The sequence below is a fragment of the Enterobacter cloacae complex sp. P38RS genome (assembly GCF_014930775.1).
GTDB classification, from domain to species: domain Bacteria; phylum Pseudomonadota; class Gammaproteobacteria; order Enterobacterales; family Enterobacteriaceae; genus Enterobacter; species Enterobacter bugandensis.
Genome location: NZ_JADBRS010000027.1, coordinates 13,122 through 26,132 on the forward strand (window position 1 = coordinate 13,122; position 13,011 = coordinate 26,132).

Below are 13,011 nucleotides of genomic sequence, written 5' to 3' on the forward strand. Positions count from 1 at the left end.
TATTCAATCACCCCGATTATTTCTTGATCGGTTTGCGCGGACCCTTACGGGTACGTGCGTTGGTCTTAGTACGCTGACCGCGCACTGGCAGACCACGACGATGACGCAAACCGCGATAGCAACCAAGATCCATCAGGCGCTTGATGCTCATGCTGATTTCACGGCGCAGATCACCTTCAACGACAAATTTGGCAACTTCGTCACGCAGCGTGTCGATTTGTCCTTCAGACAGCTCACTGATCTTAACATCTTCAGCGATACCCGCTGCAGCCAGGATGGCTTTAGAACGGGTCTTGCCGATGCCGTAGATCGAAGTTAATGCGATCACAGCATGTTTCTGATCAGGAATGTTAATGCCTGCTATACGGGCCACTATGCACTCCTACTATTTAATATGTACGCACCATGCTGAAAAGCCCGTTTTCAGGATACTCAAATGGAAACGTACAGACATACAAAAGATTGGCTGGCTAATCTAGCCAGCTCAACCCAACTTTGCAAGAAAAATATGCGAAATAATCAGCCTTGGCGCTGTTTATGCTTCGGCTCGGCACTGCAAATCACACGGATGACACCATCACGCTTAACGATTTTGCAGTTACGGCATAATTTCTTGACGGAAGCACGAACTTTCATTTTTACTCTCCGTAACTTCTCAGGCGACCAATTAGCGGCCGTAGCCTTTCAGGTTCGCCTTCTTCAATGCAGACTCATACTGACTGGACATCATCAGAGTTTGCACTTGAGCCATAAAGTCCATAATCACGACAACAACGATAAGCAGTGAGGTCCCACCGAAGTAGAACGGTACTTTCATTGCATCACGCATGAACTCCGGGATCAGGCAGATAAAAGTAATATAAAGCGCACCAACCAAAGTCAGGCGGGTCATTACTTTATCGATATACTTCGCCGTTTGCTCTCCCGGACGAATTCCTGGTACAAATGCACCGGACTTCTTCAGGTTATCTGCTGTTTCACGCGGGTTGAAGACCAACGCCGTGTAGAAGAAACAGAAGAAGATGATCGCAGACGCATAGAGTAACACATAAAGTGGTTGCCCAGGCTGCAAATACAGCGAAATTGTTGTCAGCCAGTTCCAACCAGTACCGCCCCCGAACCATGACGCGATGGTTGCCGGGAACAGAATAATACTGGAAGCGAAGATAGCCGGGATAACCCCCGCCATATTCACTTTCAGCGGTAAATGTGTGCTCTGTGCAGCATAGACACGACGACCCTGCTGACGCTTAGCGTAGTTCACCACAATGCGGCGTTGACCACGTTCAACGAAGACAACAAAGAACGTCACTGCAAATACTAATACTGCAACCAACAGCAACAGGAGGAAGTGCAGGTCGCCTTGACGCGCTTGCTCGATAGTATGGGCGATGGCCGGCGGGAGTCCCGCAACGATACCGGCGAAGATAATGATTGAGATACCGTTACCGATACCACGCTCAGTAATCTGTTCGCCGAGCCACATCAGGAACATCGTCCCTGTGACCAGACTAACAACAGCGGTGAAATAGAATGCAAAGCCTGGGTTTAACACCAGGCCCTGCATACCAGGCATATTCGGCAGACCGGTAGCAATACCGATCGACTGGAATATTGCCAGCACCAGAGTACCGTAACGGGTGTACTGACTAATCTTACGACGTCCAGACTCCCCTTCTTTCTTCAGCTCTGCCAGGGCCGGATGAACGACCGTCAGCAGCTGGATAATAATCGATGCCGAAATGTACGGCATAATACCCAGAGCAAAGATAGAAGCACGGCTGAGAGCACCACCAGAGAACATGTTGAACATTTCAATGATGGTGCCTCGCTGTTGCTCAAGCAGTTTGGCAAGTACAGCGGCATCGATACCAGGGATCGGAATAAAAGAGCCAATACGGAACACAATCAGCGCGCCGATAACAAACAGCAGTCTGCGTTTCAGCTCGCCAAATCCACCTTTGGCACTTTGAAAATCTAATCCCGGTTGCTTAGCCATCTGCTACTTATTCCTCAATTTTACCGCCAGCAGCTTCGATAGCAGCACGAGCACCTTTAGTAACACGCAGGCCACGAACAGTTACCGGAGTAGAAACTTCACCAGACAGGATCACTTTCGCGAACTCGATCTGAATACCGATAATGTTAGCCGCTTTCAGCGTGTTCAGGTCTACAACGCCGCCTTCAACTTTCGCCAGGTCAGACAGACGGATTTCCGCTGTGATCGCTGCTTTGCGAGAGGTGAAGCCGAACTTCGGCAGACGACGGTACAGTGGCATCTGGCCACCCTCGAAACCGCGACGTACGCCACCGCCAGAACGAGAGTTCTGACCTTTGTGACCACGACCACCGGTTTTGCCGAGGCCAGAACCGATACCACGACCCAGGCGTTTACCCGCCTTTTTAGAGCCTTCGGCCGGAGACAGAGTATTTAAACGCATCTCTTACTCCTCAACTTTAACCATGAAGTAAACCGCGTTGACCATACCACGAACAGCAGGAGTATCCTCGCGCTCAACGGTATGACCAATACGACGCAGACCCAGGCCAAGCAGCGTTGCCTTGTGTTTCGGCAGACGACCGATTGCACTGCGGGTTTGAGTGATTTTAATAGTCTTTGCCATGGTCAATTACCCCAGAATTTCTTCAACGGATTTACCACGCTTGGCAGCGACCATTTCTGGAGAATTCATATTTTCCAGGCCATCAATAGTTGCACGAACCACGTTGATCGGGTTGGTGGAACCATATGCTTTAGCCAGAACGTTATGAACCCCAGCAACTTCCAGAACGGCGCGCATTGCACCACCGGCGATGATACCGGTACCTTCTGAAGCTGGCTGCATGAATACACGAGAACCCGTGTGAACACCTTTAACTGGGTGCTGCAGGGTGCCGTTGTTCAGCGCGACGTTAATCATATTGCGACGGGCTTTTTCCATCGCTTTCTGGATCGCTGCTGGAACTTCACGCGCTTTACCGTAACCAAAACCAACGCGACCGTTACCATCGCCTACTACAGTCAGAGCTGTGAAGGAGAAAATACGACCACCTTTAACGGTTTTAGATACGCGGTTTACCGCGATCAGCTTTTCCTGCAGTTCGCCAGCCTGTTTTTCGATGTGAGCCATCTTACACCTCTACCTTAGAACTGAAGGCCAGCTTCACGGGCAGCATCTGCCAGTGCCTGGACACGACCATGATATTGGAACCCGGAACGGTCAAAGGAAACATTGCTGATGCCTTTTTCCAGAGCGCGTTCTGCAACAGCTTTACCTACAGCTGCAGCGGCGTCTTTGTTACCGGTGTACTTCAATTGTTCTGAGATAGCTTTTTCTACAGTAGAAGCAGCTACCAGAACTTCAGAACCGTTCGGTGCAATTACCTGTGCGTAAATATGACGCGGGGTACGATGTACCACCAGGCGAGTTGCACCCAGCTCTTTGAGCTTGCGGCGTGCGCGGGTCGCACGACGGATACGAGCAGATTTCTTATCCATAGTGTTACCTTACTTCTTCTTAGCCTCTTTGGTACGCACGACTTCGTCGGCGTAACGAACACCCTTGCCTTTGTAAGGCTCAGGACGACGGTAGGCGCGCAGATCTGCTGCAACCTGACCGATCAGCTGTTTATCAGCGCCTTTCAGCACGATTTCAGTTTGAGTCGGACATTCTGCAGTGATACCGGCCGGCAGCGGATGCTCAACAGGGTGTGAGAAGCCCAGAGACAGGCCTACTGCATTCCCTTTGATAGCTGCACGATAACCTACACCAACCAGCTGAAGCTTTTTAGTGAAGCCTTCGGTAACACCAACAACCATTGAGTTCAGCAGGGCACGCGCGGTACCAGCCTGAGCCCATCCATCCACGAAACCATCACGTGGACCGAAGGTCAGAGCGTTATCTGCATGTTTAACTTCAACAGCTTTGTTGAGGGTACGAGTCAGCTCGCCGTTTTTACCTTTGATCGTAATAACCTGACCGTCGATTTTTACATCAACGCCGGCAGGAATAACGACCGGTGCTTTAGCAACACGAGACATTCTTTCCTCCGATTAGGCTACGTAGCAGATAATTTCGCCACCAAGACCAGCCTGGCGCGCTGCACGATCAGTCATAACACCTTTAGAGGTAGAAACAACTGCGATACCAAGGCCAGCCATAACTTTTGGCAGCTCATCTTTTTTCTTATAGATGCGCAGACCTGGGCGGCTGACACGCTGAATGCTTTCTACAACAGCTTTACCCTGGAAATACTTGAGAGTAAGTTCCAGTTCCGGCTTGGTGTCGCCTTCAACTTTAAAATCTTCGATAAAACCTTCTTCCTTCAGCACGTTGGCAATTGCCACTTTCAGCTTGGCGGAAGGCATGGTGACCGCAACTTTGTTCGCGGCCTGACCGTTACGGATACGGGTCAGCATATCCGCGATCGGATCTTGCATGCTCATCTGTCTTTACTCCCGTGATTCAATTGGTAATTACCAGCTAGCCTTTTTCAAGCCTGGCACTTCACCGCGCATGGCGGCTTCACGCAGTTTGATACGGCTCAACCCAAACTTGCCCACATAACCATGTGGACGACCTGTTTGACGACAGCGGTTACGCTGACGAGACGGGCTGGAATCACGCGGCAGAGACTGCAGCTTGAGAACCGCATTCCAACGATCTTCGTCGGAAGCGTTCACATCAGAAATGATCGCTTTCAGTTCAGCGCGTTTAGCGAAGAATTTATCAGCTAAAGCTACGCGCTTTACTTCGCGTGCTTTCATTGATTGCTTAGCCATTCAGTAACCCTACCTTACTTGCGGAACGGGAAGTCAAAGGCAGCCAGCAGAGCACGGCCTTCTTCGTCAGATTTCGCAGTAGTGGTAATGGTAATATCCAAACCACGCACGCGGTCGACTTTATCGTAGTCGATTTCTGGGAAGATGATCTGCTCACGGACACCCATGCTGTAGTTACCACGACCGTCGAAAGACTTCGCGGACAGGCCACGGAAGTCACGGATACGTGGAACAGCAATAGTGATCAGGCGCTCAAAGAACTCCCACATGCGTTCGCCACGCAGAGTTACTTTACAGCCGATCGGATAGCCCTGACGGATTTTGAAGCCTGCAACAGATTTGCGTGCTTTGGTGATCAGCGGTTTTTGACCGGAGATTGCTGTCAGATCAGCTGCTGCGTTATCCAGCAGTTTCTTGTCAGCGATCGCTTCACCAACACCCATGTTCAGGGTGATCTTCTCGACCCGAGGGACTTGCATGACAGAATTGTAGTTAAACTCGGTCATGAGTTTCTTAACTACTTCGTCTTTGTAGTAATCATGCAGTTTCGCCATCGTACTACTCCAAATTACTTGATAGTTTCGCTGTTAGACTTGAAGAAACGGACTTTTTTGCCGTCTTCGAATCTAAAGCCTACACGGTCAGCCTTACCGGTAGCCGCATTGAAGATTGCAACGTTAGAAACCTGAATAGCAGCTTCTTTTTCAACGATGCCGCCTGGTTGGTTCAGGGCCGGAACCGGCTTCTGATGTTTCTTAACCAGGTTGATACCTTCAACGACAAGTTTGCCGGAAGACAGAACATTTTTTACTTTACCGCGTTTACCTTTATCTTTACCGGTTAACACGATAACTTCGTCATCACGACGGATTTTCGCTGCCATGATTCGCTCCTTAGAGTACTTCTGGTGCCAGAGAGATAATTTTCATGAACTTCTCAGTACGAAGTTCACGAGTTACCGGCCCAAAGATACGCGTGCCGATAGGCTGCTCGCTGTTATTGTTTAAAATAACGCATGCATTACCATCGAAGCGAATGACAGAACCGTCAGGGCGACGAACACCCTTCTTGGTGCGCACCACTACCGCCTTCAGCACATCACCTTTTTTGACCTTACCACGTGGAATTGCTTCCTTGATGGTGATCTTGATGATGTCGCCTACGCCTGCGTAGCGACGGTGCGAGCCACCCAGAACCTTGATACACATTACGCGACGTGCACCGGAGTTGTCGGCGACGTTCAGCATAGTCTGTTCTTGGATCATTTTAGTGCTCCGCTAATGTCAACTACTACCTGAGACTCTAAAATCAGAGCCGTTAAAAAGCCCCATATCGAGGGCGCGGCATTATAACACCGCTTCTGCAATATGGGTAGAAAAAATAAACGGCTCATCGCTGAGCCGTTTATTCGTATTGAGAAGGCGTACTGTATTACAGAACCGCTTTCTCTACAACGCGAACCAGCGTCCAGGACTTAGTCTTGGACAGTGGACGGCATTCACGGATTTCAACCTTGTCGCCGATACCACATTCGTTGTTCTCGTCATGTACGTGCAGTTTGGTCGTACGCTTGATGAATTTACCGTAGATCGGGTGTTTCACAATACGTTCGATAGCTACAACAATGGATTTCTCCATTTTGTCGCTAACAACACGACCTTGCAGAGTACGGATTTTATCGGTCATTACGCACCCGCCTTCTGAGTCAGTAAAGTCTTAACGCGTGCAACATTGCGACGCACTTGCTTCAGCAGGTGAGTCTGTTGCAGCTGGCCACTTGCAGCCTGCATGCGCAGGTTGAACTGCTCACGCAGCAGGTTCAGCAGCTCAGCGTTCAGCTCTTCAACGCTTTTTTCACGCAGCTCTTTTGCTTTCATTACATCACCGTCTTAGTTACAAAGGTGGTTTTGATAGGCAGTTTCGCTGCTGCCAGGCCGAAGGCTTCACGGGCCAGCTCTTCCGGAACACCGTCCATTTCATAAAGGACTTTGCCCGGTTGGATCAAGGCAACCCAGTACTCCACGTTACCTTTACCTTTACCCATACGAACTTCCAGTGGCTTCTCGGTGATCGGTTTGTCCGGGAATACACGGATCCAGATCTTACCTTGACGCTTAACTGCACGGGTCATTGCACGACGTGCTGCTTCGATCTGACGTGCAGTCAGACGACCACGGCCAACAGCTTTCAGACCGAAAGTGCCGAAGCTAACATCCGTACCCTGCGCCAGACCACGGTTGCGGCCTTTGTGCACTTTACGGAATTTTGTACGCTTTGGTTGTAACATCAGCGACGCTCCTTATTTACGGCCTTTACGCTGCTGCTTTTTAGGTTGAGCAGCCGGTTTTTCCGGTTGTTCAACAGCAGCCATACCACCCAGGATCTCACCTTTGAAGATCCATACCTTAACGCCGATTACACCGTAAGTGGTGTGCGCTTCAGAGGTGTTGTAGTCGATGTCAGCACGCAGAGTGTGCAGCGGTACGCGACCTTCACGGTACCATTCGGTACGTGCGATTTCCGCGCCGCCCAGACGGCCGCTAACTTCAACTTTGATACCTTTAGCGCCCAGACGCATTGCGTTCTGTACAGCACGCTTCATAGCACGACGGAACATAACACGACGTTCCAGCTGAGAAGTGATGCTGTCAGCAACCAATTTAGCGTCCAGTTCAGGCTTACGAACTTCAGCGATATTGATCTGTGCAGGAACGCCAGCGATATCCGCTACGACCTTGCGCAGTTTTTCTACGTCTTCGCCTTTCTTACCGATAACGATGCCAGGACGAGCAGTGTGAATAGTCACACGGATGCTCTTCGCTGGACGCTCGATAACGATACGAGATACAGACGCTTTAGCCAGTTCCTTAGTCAGGTACTGACGTACTTTAAAATCGCTGTCCAGGTTGTCAGCGAATTCTTTGGTGTTCGCAAACCAGGTAGAGTTCCATGGTTTTACAATACCCAGGCGAATACCATTAGGATGTACTTTCTGACCCATTGCTAGTCTCCAGAGTCTCAGCGATCGGACACAACCACAGTAATGTGGCTGGTGCGCTTCAGGATGCGATCTGCACGACCTTTCGCACGCGGCATAATGCGCTTCATGCTTGGGCCTTCATCTACGAAAATTTTCGCGACTTTCAGATCGTCGATGTCAGCGCCATCGTTGTGTTCAGCGTTAGCAATGGCAGATTCCAGTACTTTCTTGACCAATACCGCAGCTTTCTTGTTGGTATAGGTCAGGATGTCCAGGGCCTGCGACACTTTCTTACCGCGAATCAGGTCAGCAACAAGGCGAACCTTCTGTGCAGAAGAACGAGCATGGCGATGTTGAGCTAAAGTTTCCATCTCTTCCTCCTACCTTATTTCTTCTTCGCTTTTTTATCAGCAGCGTGGCCGCGATAAGTACGAGTCGGTGCGAATTCACCCAGTTTGTGACCAACCATTTCGTCGGTAACAAAGACTGGAACGTGCTGACGACCATTATGGACAGCGATGGTCAAACCGATCATGTTAGGAAAGATCGTTGAACGACGGGACCAAGTGCGCAGGGGCTTCTTGTCTCCGCTTTCCACCGCTTTCTCTACCTTCTTCAGCAAGTGCAGGTCAATAAAAGGACCTTTCTTGAGAGAACGTGGCATGGCTTATCCTCTAAAATTATTTGCTACGGCGACGTACGATAAATTTATCAGTACGCTTGTTGCTGCGGGTCTTCTTACCTTTGGTCTGAACGCCCCACGGAGTTACCGGGTGCTTACCAAAGTTACGACCTTCACCACCACCATGTGGGTGGTCGACTGGGTTCATCGCAGTACCGCGAACGGTAGGACGAACACCACGCCAGCGTGCAGCACCAGCTTTACCCAGAACGCGCAGCATATGCTCAGCATTGCCAACTTCGCCCAGAGTAGCGCGGCAGTCTGCTTCGACTTTACGCATTTCACCAGAACGCAGACGCAGGGTGACATAAGCACCGTCACGCGCAACGATCTGAACGTAAGTACCAGCGGAACGTGCCAGCTGACCGCCTTTACCTGGTTTCATTTCTACGTTATGAACGGTAGAACCAACCGGGATATTGCGCATCGGCAGGGTGTTGCCTGCTTTGATTGCAGCATCAACGCCAGACTGAATCTGGTCGCCAGCTTTCAGGCCTTTAGGGGCCAGGATGTAACGGCGTTCGCCGTCTTTGTACAGAACCAGCGCGATGTTCGCGGAACGGTTCGGATCGTACTCAAGACGTTCAACAACTGCTGGGATACCGTCTTTGTTGCGTTTGAAGTCAACAATACGATAAGCCTGCTTGTGGCCACCACCGATGTGACGAGTGGTGATACGGCCATTGTTGTTACGACCACCGGATTTGCTGTTTTTTTCCAGCAACGGAGCAAAAGGTTTGCCCTTGTGCAGCTCAGGGTTAACCACTTTAACTACGTGGCGACGACCCGGAGATGTCGGTTTACATTTAACAACTGCCATTGTATTACTCCTCCGACTTACTCAGCGCCGCCAACGAAGTCCAGGTTCTGGCCTTCTTTCAGGGTGACGTAAGCTTTTTTCCAGTCGCTACGACGACCGATACGCTGTCCGTGACGTTTAACTTTCCCTTTAACTACCAGGGTGTTAACGACTTCGACTTCGACTTCAAACAGTTTCTGCACAGCAGCTTTGATCTCTGCTTTGGTCGCGTCTTTAGCAACTTTGAGAACGATGGTGTTTGTTTTTTCCATCGCAGTAGACGCTTTTTCAGAAACGTGCGGTGCGCGAAGCACCTTCAGCAGACGTTCTTCACGAATCATGCCAGCATCTCCTCAACTTGCTTAACAGCATCAGCAGTCATTACGACTTTGTCGAAGGCGATCAGGCTAACCGGGTCGATACCAGTCGCATCGCGTACGTCAACCTTGTGCAGGTTACGTGCGGCCAGGAACAGGTTCTCGTCCAGCTCACCGGTGATGATCAGCACATCTTCCAGAGCCATGTCTTTCAGTTTCTGTGCCAGCAGCTTAGTTTTAGGCGCTTCAACAGAGAACTTCTCGACAACGATCAGACGATCCTGACGTACCAGTTCGGACAGGATGCTTTTCAGCGCGCCGCGGTACATCTTTTTGTTAACTTTTTGACTGTGGTCCTGTGGACGCGCAGCGAAGGTCACGCCACCTGAACGCCAGATCGGGCTCTTGATAGAACCTGAACGCGCACGGCCGGTACCTTTCTGGCGCCATGGCTTTTTGCCAGAACCAGTTACTTCAGCACGAGTCTTCTGAGCACGAGTACCCTGACGAGCACCAGCTGCATAAGCAACAACAACCTGGTGAACCAGCGCTTCGTTGAAATCACGACCGAAGGTAGTTTCGGAAACAGTCAGCGCGCTCTGCGCGTCTTTCAATACTAATTCCATTGCTATCCCCTTACGCCTTCACAGCTGGTTTAACGATCAGGTCGCTACCGGTTGCACCCGGGACCGCACCTTTAACCAGCAGCAGGTTGCGCTCAGCGTCAACACGTACTACGTCCAGGCTCTGAACGGTTACACGTTCGTTACCCAGCTGACCTGCCATTTTCTTGCCTTTGAACACTTTGCCCGGAGTCTGGTTCTGACCGATAGAACCCGGAACGCGGTGAGACAAGGAGTTACCGTGAGTAGCGTCCTGGGTACGGAAGTTCCAGCGCTTAACGGTACCAGCAAAACCTTTACCTTTAGAGGTACCGGTTACGTCAACTTTTTTAACGTCAGCAAACAGCTCAACGCTAATGTCCTGACCTACGGTGAACTCTTCGCCTTCAGCAAGACGGAATTCCCACAGACCACGGCCAGCTTCTACGCCAGCTTTAGCGAAGTGACCCGCTTCTGGTTTGGTTACACGGTTAGCTTTTTTAGCACCAGTGGTAACCTGAATAGCGCGGTAGCCATCGTTAGCCAGATCTTTAACCTGAGTAACGCGGTTTGCTTCAACTTCGATTACGGTTACTGGGATAGAAACGCCATCTTCAGTGAAGATGCGGGTCATACCCACTTTTTTACCGACTAAACCAATCATTGTTTCAACCTCTCAATCGCTCGATGACCTGATTAACCCAGGCTGATCTGCACGTCTACACCGGCAGCCAGATCCAGACGCATCAGAGCATCAACGGTTTTCTCAGTTGGCTCAACGATGTCAACCAGACGCTTGTGAGTGCGGATTTCGTACTGATCGCGCGCGTCTTTGTTGACGTGCGGGGAGATCAGAACGGTGAAGCGCTCTTTGCGGGTCGGCAGCGGGATCGGACCACGGACTTGCGCACCAGTGCGCTTAGCAGTCTCGACGATTTCCGCGGTTGATTGATCGATCAGACGATGATCAAACGCTTTAAGGCGGATACGGATTCTTTGGTTCTGCATGAGACCAGAGCTCCAATTATTTTATAAACGAAAATGATTACTCCTCAAACCCATTACGATTGATGGGAGAGTGTAACCGTTCTTACGTAGCCCCCCAATTGGGAGCATTGTTGAGTAACAAAATGAGCTACTCTGGTTCTGATTGAACCCGCCGTCAATTACGACAAGCCCGCGCATTATACGTAAATCAGAGAAAGACGCAAGTGCCGTTTAGAAATTAAGCGTCAAAGGCTCAGTATGCGTAGGACTGCGCAACTTTTTACGCCGTATATCCTTTCTGAATTTTTTTATTTGAAGCCGCTACGCAATTGCTGTTTTTGTGCGTTGCCGGACAGGCAGATTGTAACGAGTATGCGCTCAAAACCTTTTGAGGCCTTTTCCATGCTAGCCACCCTCCCCTTCCTGATGATCTATTTTTCTCTGACGGCCTTACTCGTACGCGCTGATATTCGCGACGGTTTGCTGCCCGATAAATTTCTCTGCCCGTTGCTCTGGACGGGCCTGCTCTACCAGGTCTTTATCCATCCTGATTTTCTGCCGAGTGCCGTAATGGGAGCGGTGGCTGGATATCTTGGTTTTGCCACGATTTACTGGGGCTATCGGCTTATCTGCCGGCGGGAAGGAATGGGATATGGCGATGTGAAGTATCTGGCAGGACTTGGTGCGTGGCATGGCTGGTGCATACTGCCTAAACTGGCGTTACTCGCCGCGCTTATGGCGCTGCTTTGCATTCTTGTTTTTTCATTTCTCACCTCAGATAAAGGAGCATTAAAAAACCCACTGCCTTTTGGACCATTTCTGGCAGCAGCGGGTTTATGCGTTGGATGGGAAAATCTGATTAATTTTCCACTTTGATCTGAGACTGTAGGTAGTTCTGAAGGCCAATTTTGCTAATGAGATCCAGTTCGGTTTCCAGCCAGTCAATGTGGCCTTCTTCATCGGCAAGGATCTGGATCATCATATCGCGGCTCACATAGTCATGGACGCTGTCAGCATAAGCAATGGCTTCACGCAGATCTTTCGCACCTTCCAGCTCCAGCCGGAGGTCAGAACGCAGCATCTCTTCGACATCCTCACCGATGCCCAGCTTGCCGAGATCCTGCAGGTTTGGGATGCCTTCAAGGAATAAGATACGCTCGATGTATTTATCGGCGTGTTTCATCTCATCTATAGATTCATGGTACTCAACGTCATTCAGACGTGTCAGACCCCAGTTTTTAAACATTCTCGCGTGAAGAAAGTACTGGTTGATTGCGACAAGCTCATTTCCCAATAATTTATTGAGATAACTTATGATTTTAACATCACCTTTCATTATATAGTCCCTCCGCTTCCACTCATTGAAGCGTAGAACGGGCTACGGGGATGTCAAAAAAAAGATAGAGGCTTACGCGATCTCTTTGAATTCCGGGATCTGCATCAATTCGTCCTGCATGATCTCACGCGCTGCGCGAACGCATTTACCGCATTGATTTCCCACCGGAACAAATTTGCGAAGCTGCTGGAAAGATTGTGGCTGAAACTGGCGAACGGCCTGACGAATTTTCTTGTCGCTTACACCATTACATAAACAAACGTACATAGAGACTCCCGTTCAAAATATGCGCAAAGTGTAAGTGAGAATGGTTATGATTACAATAGCACATACGCCAGGATACGGGCCGGGAGCGGTTAAAAAATGCGAAATTTTGTGACAAGGAAAGGTACAGAAAACAAAAAAGGACGCCGAAGCGTCCTTTTTTATTCAGGGATAATTAATTAGCCCAGAACTTTAGCAACAACGCCCGCGCCAACGGTACGGCCGCCTTCACGGATTGCGAAACGCAGACCGTCGTCCATC

Annotated in this window: 28 protein-coding genes; 1 reads left to right on the forward strand and 27 read right to left on the reverse strand. The window is 50.0% G+C overall.

What is annotated here, in order from left to right:
* Window positions 1–16 precede the first annotated feature (16 nt).
* From rpsM to rpsJ, 24 genes are all read right to left on the reverse strand, one after another.
* On the reverse strand, window positions 17–373 hold the full coding sequence (gene rpsM, locus IM303_RS21935; RefSeq protein ID WP_013099021.1) for a 30S ribosomal protein S13: 357 nt from the start codon (window positions 371–373) through the stop codon (window positions 17–19).
* A gap of 146 nt (window positions 374–519) precedes the next feature.
* On the reverse strand, window positions 520–636 hold the full coding sequence (rpmJ, locus tag IM303_RS21940; RefSeq protein WP_000868187.1) for a 50S ribosomal protein L36: 117 nt from the start codon (window positions 634–636) through the stop codon (window positions 520–522).
* Window positions 637–667: 31 nt separating this feature from the next.
* A complete protein-coding gene (gene secY, locus IM303_RS21945; RefSeq protein WP_003863305.1) occupies window positions 668–1,999 on the reverse strand; it encodes a preprotein translocase subunit SecY in 1,332 nt (443 codons plus the stop codon).
* Between the two features lie 7 nt (window positions 2,000–2,006).
* Complete coding sequence (gene rplO / locus IM303_RS21950) at window positions 2,007–2,441, reverse strand: 50S ribosomal protein L15 (RefSeq protein WP_014885468.1); 435 nt, start codon at window positions 2,439–2,441, stop codon at window positions 2,007–2,009.
* 3 nt (window positions 2,442–2,444) lie between these two features.
* On the reverse strand, window positions 2,445–2,624 hold the full coding sequence (gene rpmD / locus IM303_RS21955) for a 50S ribosomal protein L30 (RefSeq protein WP_003863301.1): 180 nt from the start codon (window positions 2,622–2,624) through the stop codon (window positions 2,445–2,447).
* Window positions 2,625–2,630: 6 nt separating this feature from the next.
* Entirely contained in the window at window positions 2,631–3,131 is a 501-nt protein-coding gene (rpsE, locus tag IM303_RS21960) for a 30S ribosomal protein S5 (RefSeq protein WP_003863299.1), read from the reverse strand.
* A gap of 14 nt (window positions 3,132–3,145) precedes the next feature.
* Window positions 3,146–3,499 (reverse strand): 50S ribosomal protein L18, encoded by a 354-nt coding sequence (rplR, locus tag IM303_RS21965; protein WP_003863297.1) that lies wholly within the window; start codon window positions 3,497–3,499, stop codon window positions 3,146–3,148.
* 9 nt (window positions 3,500–3,508) lie between these two features.
* Entirely contained in the window at window positions 3,509–4,042 is a 534-nt protein-coding gene (gene rplF, locus IM303_RS21970; RefSeq protein WP_003863296.1) for a 50S ribosomal protein L6, read from the reverse strand.
* Window positions 4,043–4,054: 12 nt separating this feature from the next.
* Window positions 4,055–4,447 carry a 30S ribosomal protein S8 gene (rpsH, locus tag IM303_RS21975; RefSeq protein ID WP_006178918.1) on the reverse strand — a complete coding sequence of 131 codons (393 nt, stop codon included), beginning with the start codon at window positions 4,445–4,447 and terminating at the stop codon, window positions 4,055–4,057.
* Window positions 4,448–4,477: 30 nt separating this feature from the next.
* Complete coding sequence (rpsN, locus tag IM303_RS21980) at window positions 4,478–4,783, reverse strand: 30S ribosomal protein S14 (RefSeq protein WP_003863291.1); 306 nt, start codon at window positions 4,781–4,783, stop codon at window positions 4,478–4,480.
* A 14-nt stretch (window positions 4,784–4,797) separates the two neighbouring features.
* Window positions 4,798–5,337, reverse strand: a complete 540-nt coding sequence (rplE, locus tag IM303_RS21985) for a 50S ribosomal protein L5 (protein WP_001096202.1) — start codon at window positions 5,335–5,337, stop codon at window positions 4,798–4,800.
* Between the two features lie 14 nt (window positions 5,338–5,351).
* Window positions 5,352–5,666 carry a 50S ribosomal protein L24 gene (rplX, locus tag IM303_RS21990; RefSeq protein ID WP_003863287.1) on the reverse strand — a complete coding sequence of 105 codons (315 nt, stop codon included), beginning with the start codon at window positions 5,664–5,666 and terminating at the stop codon, window positions 5,352–5,354.
* 10 nt (window positions 5,667–5,676) lie between these two features.
* On the reverse strand, window positions 5,677–6,048 hold the full coding sequence (gene rplN, locus IM303_RS21995; protein ID WP_002919748.1) for a 50S ribosomal protein L14: 372 nt from the start codon (window positions 6,046–6,048) through the stop codon (window positions 5,677–5,679).
* A 166-nt stretch (window positions 6,049–6,214) separates the two neighbouring features.
* A complete protein-coding gene (gene rpsQ, locus IM303_RS22000) occupies window positions 6,215–6,469 on the reverse strand; it encodes a 30S ribosomal protein S17 (protein ID WP_008503489.1) in 255 nt (84 codons plus the stop codon).
* Window positions 6,469–6,660, reverse strand: coding sequence for a 50S ribosomal protein L29 (gene rpmC, locus IM303_RS22005; protein ID WP_003863282.1), 192 nt, complete (start codon window positions 6,658–6,660; stop codon window positions 6,469–6,471). Before rpmC ends, rpsQ begins: the two co-directional genes overlap by 1 nt.
* Window positions 6,660–7,070: a 50S ribosomal protein L16 gene (rplP, locus tag IM303_RS22010; protein ID WP_002919759.1), complete on the reverse strand. Its 411-nt coding sequence runs from the start codon at window positions 7,068–7,070 to the stop codon at window positions 6,660–6,662. Before rplP ends, rpmC begins: the two co-directional genes overlap by 1 nt.
* Window positions 7,071–7,082: 12 nt before the next feature.
* Window positions 7,083–7,784 carry a 30S ribosomal protein S3 gene (gene rpsC / locus IM303_RS22015; protein WP_000529945.1) on the reverse strand — a complete coding sequence of 234 codons (702 nt, stop codon included), beginning with the start codon at window positions 7,782–7,784 and terminating at the stop codon, window positions 7,083–7,085.
* A gap of 17 nt (window positions 7,785–7,801) precedes the next feature.
* The gene (rplV, locus tag IM303_RS22020; RefSeq protein ID WP_002919773.1) at window positions 7,802–8,134 is read right to left on the reverse strand and encodes a 50S ribosomal protein L22; all 333 of its coding nucleotides are present in this window, start codon (window positions 8,132–8,134) and stop codon (window positions 7,802–7,804) included.
* A gap of 14 nt (window positions 8,135–8,148) precedes the next feature.
* Window positions 8,149–8,427 (reverse strand): 30S ribosomal protein S19, encoded by a 279-nt coding sequence (gene rpsS / locus IM303_RS22025; RefSeq protein WP_001138117.1) that lies wholly within the window; start codon window positions 8,425–8,427, stop codon window positions 8,149–8,151.
* 16 nt (window positions 8,428–8,443) lie between these two features.
* On the reverse strand, window positions 8,444–9,265 hold the full coding sequence (rplB, locus tag IM303_RS22030) for a 50S ribosomal protein L2 (protein ID WP_000301859.1): 822 nt from the start codon (window positions 9,263–9,265) through the stop codon (window positions 8,444–8,446).
* Between the two features lie 17 nt (window positions 9,266–9,282).
* The gene (gene rplW / locus IM303_RS22035) at window positions 9,283–9,585 is read right to left on the reverse strand and encodes a 50S ribosomal protein L23 (protein WP_000617546.1); all 303 of its coding nucleotides are present in this window, start codon (window positions 9,583–9,585) and stop codon (window positions 9,283–9,285) included.
* Window positions 9,582–10,187 (reverse strand): 50S ribosomal protein L4, encoded by a 606-nt coding sequence (gene rplD, locus IM303_RS22040; RefSeq protein ID WP_000424395.1) that lies wholly within the window; start codon window positions 10,185–10,187, stop codon window positions 9,582–9,584. Before rplD ends, rplW begins: the two co-directional genes overlap by 4 nt.
* 10 nt (window positions 10,188–10,197) lie before the next feature.
* Complete coding sequence (gene rplC / locus IM303_RS22045) at window positions 10,198–10,827, reverse strand: 50S ribosomal protein L3 (protein ID WP_003863274.1); 630 nt, start codon at window positions 10,825–10,827, stop codon at window positions 10,198–10,200.
* Window positions 10,828–10,859: 32 nt separating this feature from the next.
* Window positions 10,860–11,171 carry a 30S ribosomal protein S10 gene (gene rpsJ / locus IM303_RS22050; RefSeq protein WP_001181005.1) on the reverse strand — a complete coding sequence of 104 codons (312 nt, stop codon included), beginning with the start codon at window positions 11,169–11,171 and terminating at the stop codon, window positions 10,860–10,862.
* 381 nt (window positions 11,172–11,552) lie between these two features.
* Between rpsJ and IM303_RS22055 the strand changes: the two genes are divergently transcribed.
* Entirely contained in the window at window positions 11,553–12,026 is a 474-nt protein-coding gene (locus tag IM303_RS22055) for an A24 family peptidase (protein WP_049000152.1), read from the forward strand.
* Here the strand turns inward: IM303_RS22055 and bfr are convergent.
* From bfr to IM303_RS22070, 3 genes are all read right to left on the reverse strand, one after another.
* The gene (gene bfr / locus IM303_RS22060) at window positions 12,010–12,486 is read right to left on the reverse strand and encodes a bacterioferritin (protein WP_028014636.1); all 477 of its coding nucleotides are present in this window, start codon (window positions 12,484–12,486) and stop codon (window positions 12,010–12,012) included. The two genes, IM303_RS22055 and bfr, sit on opposite strands and share 17 nt — an antisense overlap.
* A 72-nt stretch (window positions 12,487–12,558) precedes the next feature.
* On the reverse strand, window positions 12,559–12,753 hold the full coding sequence (gene bfd, locus IM303_RS22065) for a bacterioferritin-associated ferredoxin (protein WP_003863268.1): 195 nt from the start codon (window positions 12,751–12,753) through the stop codon (window positions 12,559–12,561).
* Window positions 12,754–12,929: 176 nt separating this feature from the next.
* Window positions 12,930–13,011: hypothetical protein (locus IM303_RS22070; protein ID WP_000340867.1), on the reverse strand; the 82-nt coding region annotated here is incomplete at its 5' end.

What these genes read in the sequence shown, in the direction of transcription:
- rplR (WP_003863297.1), bottom strand. Translation starts at nt 3,499, where the DNA reads ATGGATAAGAAATCTGCTCGTATCCGTCGTGCGACCCGCGCACGCCGC.
- rpsC (WP_000529945.1), bottom strand. Translation starts at nt 7,784, where the DNA reads ATGGGTCAGAAAGTACATCCTAATGGTATTCGCCTGGGTATTGTAAAA.
- rplE (WP_001096202.1), bottom strand. Translation starts at nt 5,337, where the DNA reads ATGGCGAAACTGCATGATTACTACAAAGACGAAGTAGTTAAGAAACTC.
- rpmC (WP_003863282.1), bottom strand. Translation starts at nt 6,660, where the DNA reads ATGAAAGCAAAAGAGCTGCGTGAAAAAAGCGTTGAAGAGCTGAACGCT.
- rpsJ (WP_001181005.1), bottom strand. Translation starts at nt 11,171, where the DNA reads ATGCAGAACCAAAGAATCCGTATCCGCCTTAAAGCGTTTGATCATCGT.
- rplB (WP_000301859.1), bottom strand. Translation starts at nt 9,265, where the DNA reads ATGGCAGTTGTTAAATGTAAACCGACATCTCCGGGTCGTCGCCACGTA.
- rplC (WP_003863274.1), bottom strand. Translation starts at nt 10,827, where the DNA reads ATGATTGGTTTAGTCGGTAAAAAAGTGGGTATGACCCGCATCTTCACT.
- rplF (WP_003863296.1), bottom strand. Translation starts at nt 4,042, where the DNA reads ATGTCTCGTGTTGCTAAAGCACCGGTCGTTATTCCTGCCGGCGTTGAT.
- rpsN (WP_003863291.1), bottom strand. Translation starts at nt 4,783, where the DNA reads ATGGCTAAGCAATCAATGAAAGCACGCGAAGTAAAGCGCGTAGCTTTA.
- rplO (WP_014885468.1), bottom strand. Translation starts at nt 2,441, where the DNA reads ATGCGTTTAAATACTCTGTCTCCGGCCGAAGGCTCTAAAAAGGCGGGT.
- rpsH (WP_006178918.1), bottom strand. Translation starts at nt 4,447, where the DNA reads ATGAGCATGCAAGATCCGATCGCGGATATGCTGACCCGTATCCGTAAC.
- secY (WP_003863305.1), bottom strand. Translation starts at nt 1,999, where the DNA reads ATGGCTAAGCAACCGGGATTAGATTTTCAAAGTGCCAAAGGTGGATTT.
- rpsQ (WP_008503489.1), bottom strand. Translation starts at nt 6,469, where the DNA reads ATGACCGATAAAATCCGTACTCTGCAAGGTCGTGTTGTTAGCGACAAA.
- rplP (WP_002919759.1), bottom strand. Translation starts at nt 7,070, where the DNA reads ATGTTACAACCAAAGCGTACAAAATTCCGTAAAGTGCACAAAGGCCGC.
- bfr (WP_028014636.1), bottom strand. Translation starts at nt 12,486, where the DNA reads ATGAAAGGTGATGTTAAAATCATAAGTTATCTCAATAAATTATTGGGA.
- rpsS (WP_001138117.1), bottom strand. Translation starts at nt 8,427, where the DNA reads ATGCCACGTTCTCTCAAGAAAGGTCCTTTTATTGACCTGCACTTGCTG.
- IM303_RS22055 (WP_049000152.1), top strand. Translation starts at nt 11,553, where the DNA reads ATGCTAGCCACCCTCCCCTTCCTGATGATCTATTTTTCTCTGACGGCC.
- rplV (WP_002919773.1), bottom strand. Translation starts at nt 8,134, where the DNA reads ATGGAAACTTTAGCTCAACATCGCCATGCTCGTTCTTCTGCACAGAAG.
- rplW (WP_000617546.1), bottom strand. Translation starts at nt 9,585, where the DNA reads ATGATTCGTGAAGAACGTCTGCTGAAGGTGCTTCGCGCACCGCACGTT.
- rpsE (WP_003863299.1), bottom strand. Translation starts at nt 3,131, where the DNA reads ATGGCTCACATCGAAAAACAGGCTGGCGAACTGCAGGAAAAGCTGATC.
- rplD (WP_000424395.1), bottom strand. Translation starts at nt 10,187, where the DNA reads ATGGAATTAGTATTGAAAGACGCGCAGAGCGCGCTGACTGTTTCCGAA.
- bfd (WP_003863268.1), bottom strand. Translation starts at nt 12,753, where the DNA reads ATGTACGTTTGTTTATGTAATGGTGTAAGCGACAAGAAAATTCGTCAG.
- rpmD (WP_003863301.1), bottom strand. Translation starts at nt 2,624, where the DNA reads ATGGCAAAGACTATTAAAATCACTCAAACCCGCAGTGCAATCGGTCGT.
- rpmJ (WP_000868187.1), bottom strand. Translation starts at nt 636, where the DNA reads ATGAAAGTTCGTGCTTCCGTCAAGAAATTATGCCGTAACTGCAAAATC.
- rplN (WP_002919748.1), bottom strand. Translation starts at nt 6,048, where the DNA reads ATGATCCAAGAACAGACTATGCTGAACGTCGCCGACAACTCCGGTGCA.
- rplX (WP_003863287.1), bottom strand. Translation starts at nt 5,666, where the DNA reads ATGGCAGCGAAAATCCGTCGTGATGACGAAGTTATCGTGTTAACCGGT.